The organism is Moellerella wisconsensis ATCC 35017, assembly GCF_001294465.1.
GTDB classification, from domain to species: domain Bacteria; phylum Pseudomonadota; class Gammaproteobacteria; order Enterobacterales; family Enterobacteriaceae; genus Moellerella; species Moellerella wisconsensis.
This window is the reverse complement of sequence record NZ_LGAA01000014.1, coordinates 109,237-125,295: the sequence shown is the minus strand read 5'-3', so window position 1 is coordinate 125,295 and position 16,059 is coordinate 109,237. Positions and strand designations below refer to the sequence as shown.

The 16,059-nt window shown below is 39.3% G+C and carries 15 protein-coding genes; 6 read left to right on the top strand and 9 right to left on the bottom strand.

The annotated features are described in order from the left end of the window. The 5 genes from M992_RS06860 to yacG all read left to right on the top strand — a co-directional run bounded on the left by M992_RS06860 (nt 1) and on the right by yacG (nt 4,324). Nucleotides 1–1,410 carry an ATPase, T2SS/T4P/T4SS family gene (locus tag M992_RS06860; RefSeq protein ID WP_053907882.1) on the top strand — a complete coding sequence of 470 codons (1,410 nt, stop codon included), beginning with the start codon at nt 1–3 and terminating at the stop codon, nt 1,408–1,410. Further along, a complete protein-coding gene (locus M992_RS06855) occupies nt 1,407–2,600 on the top strand; it encodes a type II secretion system F family protein (RefSeq protein ID WP_053907881.1) in 1,194 nt (397 codons plus the stop codon). The genes M992_RS06860 and M992_RS06855 overlap by 4 nt, the downstream gene beginning before the upstream one ends. Before the next feature lie 137 nt (nt 2,601–2,737). Further along, entirely contained in the window at nt 2,738–3,358 is a 621-nt protein-coding gene (coaE, locus tag M992_RS06850; protein ID WP_053907880.1) for a dephospho-CoA kinase, read from the top strand. After that, complete coding sequence (locus M992_RS06845; protein WP_053907879.1) at nt 3,355–4,107, top strand: cell division protein ZapD; 753 nt, start codon at nt 3,355–3,357, stop codon at nt 4,105–4,107. The genes coaE and M992_RS06845 overlap by 4 nt, the downstream gene beginning before the upstream one ends. 19 nt (nt 4,108–4,126) lie before the next feature. Beyond that, nucleotides 4,127–4,324 (top strand): DNA gyrase inhibitor YacG, encoded by a 198-nt coding sequence (gene yacG, locus M992_RS06840; RefSeq protein WP_047256297.1) that lies wholly within the window; start codon nt 4,127–4,129, stop codon nt 4,322–4,324. A 52-nt stretch (nt 4,325–4,376) separates the two neighbouring features. Here the strand turns inward: yacG and mutT are convergent, their stop codons facing one another. The 3 genes from mutT to secM all read right to left on the bottom strand — a co-directional run bounded on the left by mutT (nt 4,377) and on the right by secM (nt 8,296). Next, on the bottom strand, nt 4,377–4,769 hold the full coding sequence (mutT, locus tag M992_RS06835; protein WP_053907878.1) for an 8-oxo-dGTP diphosphatase MutT: 393 nt from the start codon (nt 4,767–4,769) through the stop codon (nt 4,377–4,379). A gap of 173 nt (nt 4,770–4,942) precedes the next feature. Further along, nucleotides 4,943–7,654, bottom strand: coding sequence for a preprotein translocase subunit SecA (gene secA / locus M992_RS06830; RefSeq protein WP_053907877.1), 2,712 nt, complete (start codon nt 7,652–7,654; stop codon nt 4,943–4,945). Between the two features lie 111 nt (nt 7,655–7,765). After that, entirely contained in the window at nt 7,766–8,296 is a 531-nt protein-coding gene (gene secM, locus M992_RS06825) for a secA translation cis-regulator SecM (protein ID WP_053907876.1), read from the bottom strand. Between the two features lie 291 nt (nt 8,297–8,587). On the opposite strand from secM, the gene M992_RS06820 reads away from it, so the two are divergent. Further along, nucleotides 8,588–9,121, top strand: a complete 534-nt coding sequence (locus M992_RS06820; RefSeq protein ID WP_053907875.1) for a DUF721 domain-containing protein — start codon at nt 8,588–8,590, stop codon at nt 9,119–9,121. A 181-nt stretch (nt 9,122–9,302) separates the two neighbouring features. Here the strand turns inward: M992_RS06820 and lpxC are convergent, their stop codons facing one another. From lpxC to murC, 6 genes are all read right to left on the bottom strand, one after another. Continuing rightward, entirely contained in the window at nt 9,303–10,220 is a 918-nt protein-coding gene (gene lpxC / locus M992_RS06815) for a UDP-3-O-acyl-N-acetylglucosamine deacetylase (RefSeq protein ID WP_047256302.1), read from the bottom strand. A gap of 102 nt (nt 10,221–10,322) precedes the next feature. Further along, on the bottom strand, nt 10,323–11,480 hold the full coding sequence (ftsZ, locus tag M992_RS06810; RefSeq protein ID WP_053907874.1) for a cell division protein FtsZ: 1,158 nt from the start codon (nt 11,478–11,480) through the stop codon (nt 10,323–10,325). Between the two features lie 57 nt (nt 11,481–11,537). Beyond that, nucleotides 11,538–12,794: a cell division protein FtsA gene (gene ftsA / locus M992_RS06805; protein ID WP_047256304.1), complete on the bottom strand. Its 1,257-nt coding sequence runs from the start codon at nt 12,792–12,794 to the stop codon at nt 11,538–11,540. Nucleotides 12,795–12,832: 38 nt separating this feature from the next. Further along, complete coding sequence (ftsQ, locus tag M992_RS06800; RefSeq protein ID WP_053907873.1) at nt 12,833–13,645, bottom strand: cell division protein FtsQ; 813 nt, start codon at nt 13,643–13,645, stop codon at nt 12,833–12,835. 1 nt (nt 13,646) lies between these two features. Then, the gene (locus M992_RS06795) at nt 13,647–14,567 is read right to left on the bottom strand and encodes a D-alanine--D-alanine ligase (RefSeq protein WP_053907872.1); all 921 of its coding nucleotides are present in this window, start codon (nt 14,565–14,567) and stop codon (nt 13,647–13,649) included. Between the two features lie 2 nt (nt 14,568–14,569). After that, on the bottom strand, nt 14,570–15,988 hold the full coding sequence (murC, locus tag M992_RS06790) for a UDP-N-acetylmuramate--L-alanine ligase (protein ID WP_218026257.1): 1,419 nt from the start codon (nt 15,986–15,988) through the stop codon (nt 14,570–14,572). Nucleotides 15,989–16,059 lie beyond the last annotated feature (71 nt).

Here is a 16,059-nt window from a genome sequence, read left to right as displayed (position 1 = left end):
ATGGCTAATAATAGAAAAGACATTCATTTAGTATATAAAGAAATTAAAACTATATGTGATAAAAATTTCATTATAATTATTGAGCTGACTCATAATAAATTATCTATTGCTGCAACTAAAAAACCTAAAGATGAAATATTATCGACTTTAAAATTTATTGCTGGTGTTTCTATTTGCTATGATCTATGGCCTAAGGAAAAAATAGACCATCATTTTAATAATTATTATGAAGAGGCCAATGAAGAAGAAGTAGCTTATCAACCAACACCAAATGAACATGCTATGTCTTCATCCCCTGCAGTAGCTTTTGTCGAAGATATGTTAACACTAGCAGTGAGAAAACGTTCTTCTGATATTCATCTAGAACCCTCTAAACAAGGAATAAAAATCCGCATTCGGGTGGATGGAAAACTACACTATCTTCCCGCTCCTGCTTATGAGATTAATGCAGAAATAATCGCAAGATTAAAAATTCTCGCTAAACTTAATATCGCAGAAAAACGCCTACCACAAGATGGACAATTCAGTTGTTTTTTAGACAAGCAGAACTTTAGTATACGCTTATCCACTATGCCAACACTGTATGGGGAAAAGCTAGTACTGCGAATTCTACATACTCAGCTAAAATATACCCTAGACCAACTAGGTATGCCGGAGAGCCTTTTACAGCAGCTAAAAGATACTTTAAGTTCATCTCAAGGATTGATTTTAGTAACTGGCCCAACGGGAAGTGGCAAAACTATTACATTGTATAGCTCTCTTGAATCAGTCAATAATTTGCACCGAAATATATCAACTATCGAAGACCCAATAGAAATTCCTATAAACGGAATCAACCAGATACAAGTTAATGAAAAATACAGTTTAGGTTTTGCAAATATTCTACGTTCTTTACTCAGACAAGATCCTGATATCGTCATGATTGGCGAAATCAGAGATGAAGAAACTGCAAAAATTGCTGTAAGAGCAGCACAAACAGGTCACTTAGTACTTTCTACCCTGCATACTAATGGAACAATAAATACCGTCAGTCGACTAGAGCAACTTGGTATTGCCCCCTCACTTCTAGCATCCTGCGTTAAAATTATTATTGCTCAACGTTTAATTAGAATGCTTTGTACTCATTGCCGACAGCAAGAATCTCAGCCTATTACGGTTAGTCACGATAAGAAAAATATCGAAATAGTACACTGGAAAGCCAAAGGATGTGAACATTGTTTCTCTGGCTATATTGGCCGAACTGCTATTTATGAATTTATTACTCATCATGAATTGGATTCACTGTTAAATAACATCCATACAGATCATTCCATTATCTATGATAAATTATTTGATTTTGGCTTAAATTTAGTTCAACAAGGAGTAACGTCACTACAAGAACTTTATTCAATAACAGGAAAAAATGAATGAAATTAATTTATCAATATAATGCAATAAATTCAAAAGGAGATATAGTTAATGACATAATATCCTCAAATAATAAAAAACAAGCTTATTTACTAATTATTGATAAAAACTTAATCCCATTAAAACTAACATTTAAAACAATAAATTATTTAAACTATAAAAGTTTAGCTTATAGAATTACTTTTTTTCAGCAAATAAGTATATTAATGCAATCAGGTATTTCATTACTTAATAGCTTACAAATTATAGTTAATAACTGCAATATTATTTACTGGAAAATAATTATTTCTGATATTATAGTAGATATTAAACAAGGGATATCTCTTTCTAATAGCATGAAAAAACACCCGTTAATATTTGATAGAATAATTATTAATTTAGTTATAATCTCAGAAAAAACAGGTAACTATGATATTACTTTTGATAAAATATTTAATTTATACAATAAAAAAGATATTGTTAAAAAGAGAATTATCAAGTCATTAAATTATCCAATAACTCTTTGCTTGTTTTCTATGTTAGTAGTTTTTATTATGTTAATTTATGTGTTTCCTCAATTTCAATCTGTTTATGAGAATTTTGATAGTGAACTTCCCAGCGTTACAAAAAATTTGATACTAATATCTAAACTTATTGAAAATAATTTGCTAACTATCTTTTTATGCATAATTATAATCACTAGTACTCTTTTTTCACTAAAACGAAAAAATAAATCTTTTGATTTAGTTATACAATGGATTTTATTAAAAACCCCAAAAATCAACACGTTGATAAAATTAAATCAATTACAACTCTATTTCTCAATTCTATCGACAACATTACATGCTGAGCTTTCATTATTAGACAGTCTAAAATCCACAGCATCAGCATTAACTTATACCTATTACCAGCAAGAAACTTATAAAATTTATGAGCGTATTATTTTAGGTTGCTCTTTTTCACAATCACTAAAAGATAACAAATTGTTCCCTGAGTTATGTTATCAACTGATTTCAATCGGTGAGGAGTCAGGGAAACTATCTCACTTCGTTCATTATTTGAGTAATTATTATGAGGAACAGTACATTCAAAAAACAGAAGGACTATTAAAAAGTATGGAGCCAATTATTATGCTATTCCTTGCTTTACTGATAGGCGGATTATTATTGGCAATGTACCTACCAATCTTTAATCTTGGCAATATTTTCTCTTGAATTTTAAGTTATAAGTATAAACTATAATTTCATTTTATTAAAAATTCCATCTTATTTGTCATAGAGACTGATGCAACATTATTGTAAAATACGGATAATATATTGATTCAGTAAATAACTAAAAGTGCGAGAAAATTATGGCTTATATAGTGGCTCTTACAGGAGGAATAGGAAGCGGTAAAACAACTATCGCTAATGCCTTTGCCGCATTAGGGGTTCCTATAGTTGATGCCGATATTATTTCCAGACAAGTCGTTGAGCCAGGATCACCTGCATTAGCTGCAATTGTAGCTCATTTTGGTCAGGATATTTTGCTGCCCGATAGTACCTTAAATCGCCCGTTATTAAGACATAAAATTTTTTCTAACCCACAACAAAAAGCGTGGTTAAACGCATTACTTCATCCTTTAATTCAGCAAGAAACACAGCGTCAAATCAAGAATACTGATGCTTTATATGTACTATGGGTTGTTCCCCTATTAATTGAAAATAATATTTCACACTTAGCAGACCGAGTGTTAGTCGTTGATGTTACGCCAGAAGAACAAATACAACGGACAATTACTCGAGATAATATTACCCGGCAGCACGTTGAGCGAATTATCGCAGCACAAGCAAGTAGAGCTGAGCGGTTAAGTTTGGCTGATGATATTATTTCCAACCATGATGGCGAGCATCAACAGCAAGATGATATCGTAAAACTTCATCAGAAATACCAGCAATTAGCGAAACAAGCTCAACAGGAAAATGCAAAATGAATGAGACAACCACTTTTGTCATCTACGAGCATCCTTTAAATGAAAAAGTGCGTTCTTGGTTACGGCTAGAAACGCTTTTATCTCAAATTTTTGCATTACAACACATTGATTCCTATACATCTGGTATTGCTTTCTTTCGAGCTGTATCTGAATTGATTGAAGTTCTCGATCGTGGTGAAGTGCGTTCAGAATTAATCAAAGAATTAGACAAACAACATCAGCGTTTAGTCGCCTGGTCAGAAGCACCGTATGTGGATAAAGAGATCATTGTTGGTTTATTGGCTGATGTGAATAACAAACAAGTTAAAGTAAAAACAGCACCGCGGTTTGCCCATCAATTACGCGGAGATAAAATAATCAGTATGGTTCGTCAACGACTTAGTATTCCAGGCGGCTACTGCGGTTTTGATTTACCCTTGCTTCAATTATGGCTAAACTTACCACAACCAGAGCGAGATCAACGAATGTCACTCTGGTTAGACGGTTTATTGCCACTTAAAGAGTCATTAGATGTTATCCTGCTGTTGATCCGTAATTCAGGTTATTTTGAATTAATAGAATCACATAATGGTTTTTATCAAGACAGCGTCGAAGATAAGTATTTATTACGAATAAAACTGCCAGTAAATGAATTAATTTACCCTCAGATATCGGGACATAAGACACGCTTTGCAATTCGTTTTCTGCATTTTGATAGCGAACATGGCATTGTTCCTCCGATACTAAAATTTGAGTTGGCAAGTTGTTAAAAATATAAGCTAAATAAATATGAATGAAATAATTGAAGTCTCTTGCCCTACCTGTGGTAAGAAAGTCATTTGGGGCGAAAACAGCCCTTACCGTCCATTTTGCTGTAAACGTTGTCAGCTAATTGATCTCGGTGAATGGGCTGATGAAGAAAAGCGTATTGCTAGCCAGAGTGATATTTCTGAAAGTGATACCTGGAGCGAAAATCCAGATGATTAGGATGTTCTAATCGTAAAATACATTGCAGGCGGATCTCTGCCTGCAATACTAGTTATTGAGTCAATATATCGACAACAATACGATTTGCTGGTGGAAATTGATCGGCAATTAAATCAGATTGTTTTACCCAGCGTGAATTTTGTCCTTCACGCCCATAAGGTTGATTATCCCAGTTGGTCACCAAGAAAAAATACAGAGTGATAAAACGATCATCAAACTCATGTTCAACTTTTTTGAACAATTGATATTCTGTTGCGATAATTCCTATCTCTTCTTCTAACTCACGCACTAAAGCATCTTCTGGTCGCTCATTAGATTCTAATTTACCACCTGGAAATTCCCAAAATCCCCCCATATGTGAACCCATTGGGCGCTGAGCAATAAAGATATTATTCTGAGGATCTCGAATGATACCCGCAGCAATATAAAGGTGTTTCTTTTGCATAATTATTTTCATCAATAGTAAATTCGGTATCCCTAACAAGAGATTAAATAAAATTATTCTGCAATCACTATAACAACAATTGAATCTGTCTATCGATAGGTTGTGATACCGTGGGTATAAAAAGGCGGGTTTCCCCGCCTTTATTTATGAGTTTAATATATTAACATCATGACTTAGTTTAAACGGCCATGGCAATGCTTATATTTTTTGCCTGAACCACAAGGACAAGTATCGTTACGACCAATTTTATGCCCTTCTGTTGCAATTTTAGCCTCAGCTTCGGACATCAATGCTTCTTCTTCCGTTGCATGACTTAATTGCTGCTGTTTCGCTAAACGTTCAGCTTCATTACGACGCTGTAATTCAAGCGCTTCAACTTCTTCTGGCATACGAACGTGAACTTTACTCAATGTGCTAATAACTTCATATTTTAATGATTCCAACATGTTAGAGAACATATTGAACGATTCACGTTTATATTCTTGCTTTGGATCTTTCTGAGCATAACCTCGTAAGTGAATACCTTGACGCAAATAATCCATCGCAGCTAAATGCTCTTTCCAAAGTGTATCAAGCGTTTGTAGCATGATGCCTTTTTCAAAATTACGCATCATCTCTTCGCCAACCACTTCTTCTTTCTTCTGATACACTTCAATCGCTGTCGCTAAAATACGCTCTCTCAACGTTTCTTCATGCAATTCTGGCTCTTTATCTAACCATTCTTTAATTGGCAAGTCTAAATCAAAATCGTTAATTAAACGTTTTTGTAGCCCGTCAATATCCCACATTTCTTCTAGAGATTGTGGTGGAATATAGGCATCAATTACTGTAGTAAATACATCTTCGCGAATACTATCAACGGTTTCTTTAACATCACCGCCATCCAGCAATTCATTACGCTGGGTATAAATAGCACGTCGCTGATCACTAGCTACATCATCGTATTCAAGCAATTGTTTACGAATATCAAAGTTACGATTTTCAACTTTACGTTGAGCATTAGCAATCGCTTTAGTCACCCACGGATGTTCAATAGCTTCGCCAGGTTTCATACCCAACTTACGCATCATGCCCGTTACGCGATCTGAGGCGAAGATACGCATCAAAGCATCTTCCATCGACAAGTAGAAACGTGATGAACCTGCATCACCTTGTCGACCAGCACGGCCGCGTAATTGGTTATCAATACGACGAGATTCATGGCGTTCTGTACCGATAATATGTAAACCGCCGGCTTTTAAAACTTCATCATGACGTTTTTGCCATGCAGCTTTAATCTCTTCAATCTGTTCTTTTGTCGGTTCTTCTAACGCGGCAACTTCAGTCTGCCAGCTACCACCCAATACGATATCCGTACCGCGCCCAGCCATATTGGTCGCAATAGTCACCGCTCCTGCTTGACCTGCGTTAGCTATAATATCAGCTTCCATTGCATGGAATTTAGCATTTAAGACATTATGTGGAATATTGGCTTTAGTTAACGCTTGAGAAATCAACTCTGATTTTTCAATAGAGATTGTACCAACTAACACCGGCTGGCCATTTTTGGTTCTTTCGCGGATATCTTCAATAATTGCGTTAAATTTATCTGCCTCATTCATATAAACTAAGTCAGGTAAATCTTTACGTACCATTGGACGGTTGGTTGGGATAACAATCGTATCTAATTTATAAATTGAACTGAACTCAAATGCTTCAGTATCGGCAGTACCCGTCATACCAGCTAATTTTTCATATAGACGGAAATAGTTCTGGAAGGTAATTGAGGCTAAGGTCTGATTTTCATTCTGTATATCAACGCCTTCTTTAGCTTCAACCGCCTGATGCAAACCGTCAGACCAACGGCGGCCTTCCATAGTACGCCCCGTATGCTCATCAACAATAATAACCTGATTATCTTTAACAATATAATCAACGTCGCGGGTAAATAGCGCGTGAGCACGCAAACCGGCCATCACATGGTGCATTAACATAATATTTGAAGGTGAATATAACGATTCCCCTTCCTGCATCAAACCTGCTTCTGCCAGTAATTGTTCAATTAATACTAGTCCACGTTCTGTTAAAGTTACCTGACGAGATTTTTCATCGACAGAGAAGTGACCTTCCCCTTCAAACGTTTCAGTATCTTCTTTTTCTTGACGAATTAATTTTGGAATTAACTTATCAACTTGTTTGTATAGTTCAGAACTATCTTCAGCAGGACCTGAAATAATCAATGGGGTACGTGCTTCATCGATTAAAATGGAGTCAACCTCATCGACCAAAGAGTAATGCAGTTTGCGCTGAACACGTTCTTCTGGGCTAAATGCCATATTATCGCGCAGATAATCAAAGCCGAATTCGTTGTTAGTCCCGTAAGTAATATCTGCGGCATAGGCTTCACGCTTTTGTGGTGCCGGCATATTTGGTAAGTTAATACCTACAGTTAATCCTAAAAACTCGAATAACGGACGGTTATTTTCAGCATCACGTTTTGCCAAATAGTCATTGACGGTAACAACATGCACCCCTTTGCCGCTCAACGCGTTAAGATAAGCAGGTAAGGTTGCAGTTAAGGTTTTACCTTCACCGGTTCTCATCTCTGCGATACAACGTTCATTCAGTACCATGCCACCTATCAGCTGAACATCAAAATGGCGCATACCAAACACACGTTTACTGGCTTCACGTACAGTTGCAAACGCTTCAGGTAAGATGCTGTCTAAACTTTCGTCTTTTTTCAGGCGCTCACGGAACTCGTTAGTTTTAGCTTTCAATTCATCGTCAGTTAGTTTTTGGAATTCAGGCTCTAAACGATTAACTTTCTCAACTTCTTTACGCAAGCGACGCAGAGTACGATCATTACGGCTACCAAAAACTTTGGTCATTAATTTAGTTAACATAAATTTCTTTTCTCAAATCAATAGATTACAGGTTAGAGTTAATTAAATTGATATTGGCAGCATTCTTATTTAAAAATATCACTCATCAATATCAATCACAAAACGAAGCAGTTAAACCTGCTCTGGCCCGGCTCGAATCCCTTGAGTTTGAGATACCCACATCGCAGGTTGGCATGCAATGTCTGGTGGAAGTTTAGTATTAAATGGCTTGAAGGTAGGTTCAATATATTGCAGCGAACGCTGAGCCAACATCGCATACAGCGTGTCTAGCATAACTTGCGGCTCAAGCTGTGCAACTAAGATTAAATCATCGTTTTCTGCGGGTTCATCTTTCTCTGATTCCAAAGAAGAGAACGCAAAAGTAAGCTGACGAATAACATTTCTAACTGCATGTTGTTGCCAGTAATTAATTGAATAAGAAGATGAGGGGCGTTGGTTACTTTTTTGAGCAAATAGATTATCAAAGGCGCTCATTGCCTGAGTTTGTCTTTCGGCAACTGAGGCATTAATCTGGATATTGTGGCTTTCAACCAGTGCACTCAAGATTGCGGGCATGCCGATACCAGCAGCCACAACACCTAACAATAGGTGGGGCCAAAAATATCGTCTACCAAATTGTCGCCAAAGACTTACAATACCCATCAAGAATTTTTAATTTATCTTTTTTATGTTGATAAAGCAGCTGATTCAGTACAGAGTCAGCTATATTACAATCTTATTTACTATAGCTATACTGCTATAGCTTATAATTTATTACTTGTTTTGTTGCTGATATTTTATAGTTAATGTTTCAGACCCTATGCAGCTAATGAGCTATGTTGCTAATGAGCTAAGCGGCTAACAGCTTAATTTTATTATCAACTCACTACACTAGCTTAGATCTTTAACTATATTTAACTCAACTATTATATTTCTGATTTAACCGGAGTTGCTATGCGAGATAGTCATCCTCAACCACTAAGTGATGTTTTAGACGATTCACTCTCTAAAAATACGTCTGATGCTAAGGGATCACTCCAAGCCATACAGCGCACTGCAAAAGCGATACTTCAACTAAATCGTACAGTAAAAAGCCTACTGCCTGCCGAAATGAAACCAATGTGCAGAGTCGCAAATTACCGCAATCATATTTTAATTATCGAAGTCGCTAACGCAAGCTGGCTTAATCGAATGAATTATGAAAAGCCTAATATTGTTTCAGCGCTAAGAAGCACTATTCTACCATCTTTATCCTCTATCGACATCAGAATCAACCCAGTTCTAATGACAAAAAAAGGACAAAATAGCTCAACAAATCATCAATTGGTTGAACCAGAACAAAAAAGTAACCCGCGACGGATTAGTGCTAAAACGGCAGAACAATTATTAGTGTTGGCAGAAAGAAGCCCGAAAAAATTAAAAGAGAAGTTTGAGCGGCTGGCTGCATTAGCCGGAGAGAGTACTAATGCAGCCAACAGGAAACGTTAATGCGGGTTATTCATTGATGCAAGTAACGTTATTTTATATTTGTAGCAATACTATTTATTACCAGCGTGATTTATTCATTTCACTTTATGACAGATATTTTTATGCCATAAAGATTTAATAACTATCAGTATCTAGCAATATTGTTTAGATCTAGTTATCTATGTTGTCTAGCAACAATTAATTACGCAAATACCGCAGAAGGAGCTTTAAATGCCAATGGCAATTCGGCCTCATCTTCATAAGTTACTAGATCCCAAGCAGATTCTGTAGCCAGAACCGCTTGCAGTAATTTATTATTTAGTGCGTGACCTGATTTATATGCTGTAAAGGCACCAATAATATTATGCCCGCACATAAACAAATCACCAATCGCATCTAGCATCTTATGACGAACAAATTCGTTTTCAAAACGTAAGCCATCGTCGTTCAATACACGATAATCATCGACGACAATCGCACAATCGAAACTACCACCGAGGCAAAGACCTTTCGATTGCAGATATTCAATATCACGCATAAAACCAAAAGTACGTGCTCGACTTATCTGGCGAACAAAAGATTCCGCAGAAAAATCCAAACTATAACGCTGTGTACTGCTATCAATCGCTGGATGATTAAAATCAATGGTAAAATCCAAACTGAATCCATTATAAGGAGACAACTCAGCCCATTTATCACCATCTTCCACGCGAACAGCTTCTTTTAGACGTAAGAATTTTTTCGCGCAATTGAGTTCATCAATGCCCGCGTCTAGCAATAAAAACACAAACGGTGCTGCACTGCCGTCCATAATAGGAATTTCAGGTGCATCAACTTCGATAACAATGTTATCGATACCGAGACCTGCTAGTGCTGCATTTAAATGTTCAACTGTCGAAATACGTACGTTGTCTTCATTTACCAAACAGGTACACAACATAGTATCACGTACAGATTTAGCGTCTGCCGGAAAATCAACCGGTGGATTTAAGTCAGTACGACGATAGATGACCCCGGTATTTGCCGGCGCTGGACGTAATGTAAGCGTGACTTTTTTGCCGGTATGTAAACCGACACCAGTCGCTTGAACAATACGTTTTAATGTCCGTTGTTTGATCATCGTTATTTTCTCACTATGTTAGCCGTCTTGCCAATTATCGTACATGATAATTAGCAAAACAGTTTAGCACAAAAAGCGGAGAGTCCAATTAATTTATAATTATTAATCAGCCTGCTTACGCAAGAAAGCAGGAATATCCAGATAATCTGGTTCCTTATTTGTTTGCGTATTTTGGTCATTCACTACTTGTGCAGCAGGTTTTTCTTCGTTCAATGAAGACATGCTATTTTGAATTTTCTGATAGCGCTGTTCCATCGATGCTTGTTGTGTTGCTTTATTAGTGACCAAGGTGATTTCTGGACGTTTGTCCATACCAATCCCTGTTGCAACTACAGTAACGCGTAACTCATCATTCATGTCAGGATCTAATGAAGTACCGATAACGACGGTCGCATTATCAGACGCAAATGCACGAATGGTATTCCCCACAGTTTCGAACTCATCTAAACGTAAATCGAAACCAGCCGTGATATTAACCAGCACACCGCGTGCACCAGATAAATCGATATCTTCCAGCAGTGGGCTTGAAATAGCCATTTCTGCGGCTTCTTCTGCACGATCTTCGCCTTGAGCAACGCCAGAGCCCATCATTGCATAGCCCATTTCTGACATCACTGTACGCACGTCTGCAAAGTCAACGTTCATTAAACCAGGGCGAGTAATCAGTTCTGCAATCCCTTGTACCGCACCTTTCAGTACGTCGTTCGCCGCGCCAAACGCATCTAACAAAGAGATCCCACGACCCAATACTTTTAATAATTTATCATTAGGGATGGTTATCAATGAGTCGACATGTTTTGACAGCTCAGTAATACCTGACTCTGCGAATGCCATGCGCTTCTTGCCTTCAAAATTAAAAGGTTTAGTCACGACAGCTACAGTCAGAATACCTAATTCTTTAGCAACTTCGGCAACCACTGGGGCTGCTCCTGTTCCCGTACCACCGCCCATACCTGCAGCGATGAAGACCATGTCTGCGCCATCTAATGCATTGCGCAGGGCTTCTCTATCTTCTTCCGCCGCGTTACGACCGACTTCTGGGTTAGCTCCTGCACCTAGACCTTTAGTAATTTCATTACCAATTTGAATGGTCTGGCCAACAGCCGTTTTGCGTAATGCTTGGGCGTCTGTATTAATAGCGAAGAACTCAACACCTTCGATACGTTCACGTACCATGTGTTCGACAGCGTTGCCGCCGCCGCCACCAACGCCGATGACTTTAATCACCGCATCATTGGTTAGCTCCATTGGTTCAAACATAATGTCTCTCCGTTTTGTGCTTACTTCGAAGCTAAATAATATGCTTCTGAATAAAAATTAAAATTCTTTTCTCAACCAACTGGTAATTTTTGTAAACCAACTGCCAACTGAAGCACGTTTTTCCGTTTCGGTATCGTCACCTAAATGGCTTTCTTTACCGTAATGCAGTAGCCCTACTGCGGTAGAATAGTAAGGCTCCTGAGCATAATCCGTTAAACCCGTTATATTTAATGGCGTGCCAATACGCACTTGTGTATGAAACACACGTTGAGCGCATTCAGCTAAGCCATCTATTTGTGCTGCACCGCCGGTTAATACGATCCCAGCGGCTAAATGATGTTTGACACCTTGTTGACGTAACTGTTCCTGTAATTTAAGAATTTCTTCATTCACTAAATTCAGTAATTCGGTATAACGGGGTTCAATCACTTCAGCCAATGTCTGCCGCTGCAAACTTCTTGGTGGTCGTCCACCCACGCTAGGCACTTCAACATTTTCATCTTTACCGACGATAGATCCCAGCGCACAACCATGACGAATTTTAATCGCCTCAGCGTCAGTAGGCGGTGTACCAAATGCATAAGCAATATCGCTGGTTACAACGTTACCCGCATAAGGAATAACTTTCGTATGGCGCAGTGCTCCACCGGTATAAACCGCCATATCCATGGTACCACCACCGATATCAACCACACACACGCCTAATTCCCGTTCATCTTCGGTTAAGACTGCATAGCTCGCAGCCAAGCCTGCAAAAATCAGTTGATCAACTTTTAAGCCACAACGCTCAACCGCTTTAACGATATTTTTTGCCATATCGTTATGACAAGTGATCAAATGGACTTTAGCCTGCATACGAACACCAGACAATCCTACTGGATTTTTGATCCCTTCCTGATAATCGATAGCAAATTCCTGAGGAATAACGTGAAGAATACGATGCTCATCACGAACTCGCACTGATTTCGCCGTATGAACTACGCTATCAACATCTTCCTGCATCACCTCTTCTTCTGAAATCGGCACCATTCCAATTTCATTTTGGCAACTAATATGTTTGCCTGATAACGCTAAATAGACCGAGGATATTTGGCAATCCGCCATTAGTTCAGCTTGATCAATCGCTCGCTGAACACATTTAACCACCGATTCAAGATCGTTAACGCCACCTTTATCCATACCCCGAGATGGACAACTTCCCACCCCAATAATATTCACCATACCATCGGGCAGAATTTCACCTACCAGGGCAGAGACCTTGGAAGTTCCTATTTCAAGGCCAACAACTAGTTTTCTGTCCGTCGCTTTAATCATTATGGTTCTGCCTGTTTCTGAGCTGTTAGCAATATTTATTATTGTAACTCTAGTGGCGCATCAACTAAAAGCGGTGCCCACCCCACTGCTGCCCCACTGGTATAACGAAGATCAACATAATCAACTCGTTTATCTGTGGTTTGCAACAAAAGCGGATAAAGCTCAAGAAAGCGATTTAACCGCCCTAAAATATCCTGCTTGCCAAGCTCAATCCGAACATCATTATCTAATATCAACTGCCAAGCATTTCTAGCGGTCATAGATATTGATTTTAATTGCAGATTATTCTTGGCCAGAATTGCCTTAATTCGGGCATATTCGTTTAATACTTCCGTCTGGCTGCCTTGTGGGCCATACAGCATCGGATAGTGTCCTTTAGCGTTCAGATCCGCCGGCAAACTAAACACTCGCCCTTGGTCATCGACCATATTTTGGTCATTCCAACGGGCGTAAGGTACATATTCTATCAGATGGATCTTCAATTCGTCAGGCCACTGTTTACGCACCGTAACTTGCCTAATCCACGGCATCAAACGGATTTGATTCTGAATAGCGTTGACATCAACAGTCATAAATGTGCCCAACTGCCCAAGCGATAAAATGGCTTTTCTAACATCATCGTTGGAGGTGTAGTGACGCTCACCAGTTAACACCAATTTTGACATTGGTAATCTGTCGGCATCTTTCATCCAGTTCATAACCATCCAGCCACTCCAGATAATCGTCCCTAACACCATCAGAAAGAAAATTAACCCAGCAAGATAAGCCCCATTGCTTTGGCCTGAATTATCATTATCAGGCCCCTCATCCTGTTTTCGGCGGTGACGCACATTTAACGCTGCCTGCGACATATCAATCAGCCAAAGATAAAATACGAGAAACTAACGCAGAGAAGCTGAGGCCTGCTTGTCTAGCCGCCATTGGTACTAGGCTATGGCTAGTCATACCCGGTGAGGTATTAATCTCTAATAAATAGAACTCACCATCGCTATCTTGCATCACATCCACACGTCCCCAACCGGAGCAACCCACACTTTTATACGCTTGCATGGATAACTCGGCTAAAGCCGCTTCTTGCTCTGCACTCAAACCGCTTGGGCAAAAATATTGCGTTTCATTAGACAAATATTTAGCTTCGTAATCGTAAAACACACCCGGTGGCTGAATACGAATTGATGGTAATGTCTCTTCACCGAGAAATGCCACTGTATATTCAGGGCCACTTAGCCATTTTTCAATTAGCACGACAGTATCATGTTTAAAGCCTAATTCTAACGCAGCGCTTAAATCAGCTAAGGAATCGACTTTACTCATCCCTACGCTTGAACCTTCAAGGCTCGGCTTAACGATCAATGGCAGCCCTAGATGATGAACATAATCGTTAAGTTGTTGATCATCTAATTGCTGCATCTGCTGTTTATTCAATGCAACATAAGGCGAAACAGGTAATCCTGCGCCCGCCCAAAGTTGTTTAGTTCTCAGCTTATCCATCGATAATGCTGACGCCATCACACCGCTACCGGTATAAGGCAAATCTAAAAATTCCAATACACCTTGCAAAGTGCCGTCTTCACCCCCACGGCCATGTAAGGCAATAAAGACTTTATCAAACCCAGCATCTTTTAATTGAGTTGCAGGAAAATCTTTTATATCAACAGGATGAGCATCAACTCCAGCGTCAAGCAATCCTTCAACTACTGCTTTTCCTGATTGCAGTGACACTTCACGCTCTGCTGAAGTCCCCCCTAACAATACAGCGACTTTCTCTGCCATGATTATTCCTCACTCAATGTAGGCTGTAATTTTGATTCAGCTAAGTTACGCGCTATTTTACCTATATTTCCAGCACCTTGTACTAGAATTAAATCATTATTCTGAATAACCTTAGATAAAATATCGGCCACTTGATCAGGTTCAGACACTAAAATAGGATCGATTTGTCCGCGATTACGTATTGTCCGACATAATGCGCGACTGTCCGCGCCTGCAATCGGTTTTTCTCCTGCCGGATAAACTTCCAACATCAACAGGACATCGACTTGGCCTAATACATTAGCGAAGTCATCATACAAGTCGCGCGTACGGCTATAACGATGTGGTTGAAAAAGCATCACAATTCGTTTATCTGGCCAGCCTTCACGTGCTGCTTTCACTGTCGCATCAACTTCGGTTGGATGATGCCCATAGTCATCCACCAGCATCACTTCACCCTCTGAGCCATTCACATGGCGCAGTGGGAAATTGCCGAGAAAATCAAAGCGACGCCCAGTTCCTTGAAACTCAACCAGTGCCGTCAGAATATCCTGATCATCGATGCCTTCTTCTGTAGCAACCGCAACCGCGGCTGTCGCATTCAACGCGTTATGTCGTCCCGGTGCATTCAGCACTACAGTTAGCTCAGGCAGATTTTCACGCGCGATAGTAAAAAATCCTTGATTACCTTTCTGCTCATACTGGGTAATGCGCACATCGGCATCTTCGCTAAAACCATAAGTAGTAATATAGCGTCCGACTTTTGGTAAAATAGAGCGAACCACAGGATCATCAATACATAACACTGCGCGCCCATAAAACGGCAGATTATGCAGAAAATTAATAAAAGTATCTTTTAGATTTTCAAAGTTACCTTGATAGGTATCCATATGATCTGCTTCGATATTAGTTACTACTGCTACCATAGGCTGCAAATGTAGAAACGAAGCATCACTTTCATCGGCTTCAGCAATTAAATAACGGCTGGTTCCTAAACGGGCATGAGTGCCCGCAGCTTTAACTAATCCACCATTCACGAACGTCGGATCTAGCCCTGCTTGGGCATAAATACTGGAAATCATCGCGGTAGTCGTGGTTTTTCCGTGCGTTCCTGCCACCGCAATTCCGTGGCGATAGCGCATTAATTCAGCCAACATTTCTGCACGGCGGATCACCGGGATACGTAATTCATTGGCGGCGATAATTTCTGGATTCTCAGCCGAGATAGCGGTAGAAACTACCACTACACTAGCATTTTCAACGTTTTCAGGACGATGATTAAAATAAATAGTCGCACCGAGTGCACTTAATTGTTGTGTCACTGCATTGGGCGCTAAATCAGACCCGCTGATTTCATAGCCTTCGTTAGCCAACACCTCGGCGATCCCCCCCATGCCAGCACCACCAATGCCGACAAAGTGAATATGCCTGACTCTACGCATTTCAGGCACTGATGCTCGTAATTTCGCCAATTGTTGTGTATTCACGTTATTTTTCACTATATCTTAGGGTT

Coding starts and splice junctions, on each gene's coding strand:
- M992_RS06860 (WP_053907882.1), top strand. CDS start 1: ATGGCTAATAATAGAAAAGACATTCATTTAGTATATAAAGAAATTAAA.
- M992_RS06855 (WP_053907881.1), top strand. CDS start 1,407: ATGAAATTAATTTATCAATATAATGCAATAAATTCAAAAGGAGATATA.
- coaE (WP_053907880.1), top strand. CDS start 2,738: ATGGCTTATATAGTGGCTCTTACAGGAGGAATAGGAAGCGGTAAAACA.
- M992_RS06845 (WP_053907879.1), top strand. CDS start 3,355: ATGAATGAGACAACCACTTTTGTCATCTACGAGCATCCTTTAAATGAA.
- yacG (WP_047256297.1), top strand. CDS start 4,127: ATGAATGAAATAATTGAAGTCTCTTGCCCTACCTGTGGTAAGAAAGTC.
- mutT (WP_053907878.1), bottom strand. CDS start 4,769: ATGCAAAAGAAACACCTTTATATTGCTGCGGGTATCATTCGAGATCCT.
- secA (WP_053907877.1), bottom strand. CDS start 7,654: ATGTTAACTAAATTAATGACCAAAGTTTTTGGTAGCCGTAATGATCGT.
- secM (WP_053907876.1), bottom strand. CDS start 8,296: ATGGGTATTGTAAGTCTTTGGCGACAATTTGGTAGACGATATTTTTGG.
- M992_RS06820 (WP_053907875.1), top strand. CDS start 8,588: ATGCGAGATAGTCATCCTCAACCACTAAGTGATGTTTTAGACGATTCA.
- lpxC (WP_047256302.1), bottom strand. CDS start 10,220: ATGATCAAACAACGGACATTAAAACGTATTGTTCAAGCGACTGGTGTC.
- ftsZ (WP_053907874.1), bottom strand. CDS start 11,480: ATGTTTGAACCAATGGAGCTAACCAATGATGCGGTGATTAAAGTCATC.
- ftsA (WP_047256304.1), bottom strand. CDS start 12,794: ATGATTAAAGCGACGGACAGAAAACTAGTTGTTGGCCTTGAAATAGGA.
- ftsQ (WP_053907873.1), bottom strand. CDS start 13,645: ATGTCGCAGGCAGCGTTAAATGTGCGTCACCGCCGAAAACAGGATGAG.
- M992_RS06795 (WP_053907872.1), bottom strand. CDS start 14,567: ATGGCAGAGAAAGTCGCTGTATTGTTAGGGGGGACTTCAGCAGAGCGT.
- murC (WP_218026257.1), bottom strand. CDS start 15,988: ATGCGTAGAGTCAGGCATATTCACTTTGTCGGCATTGGTGGTGCTGGC.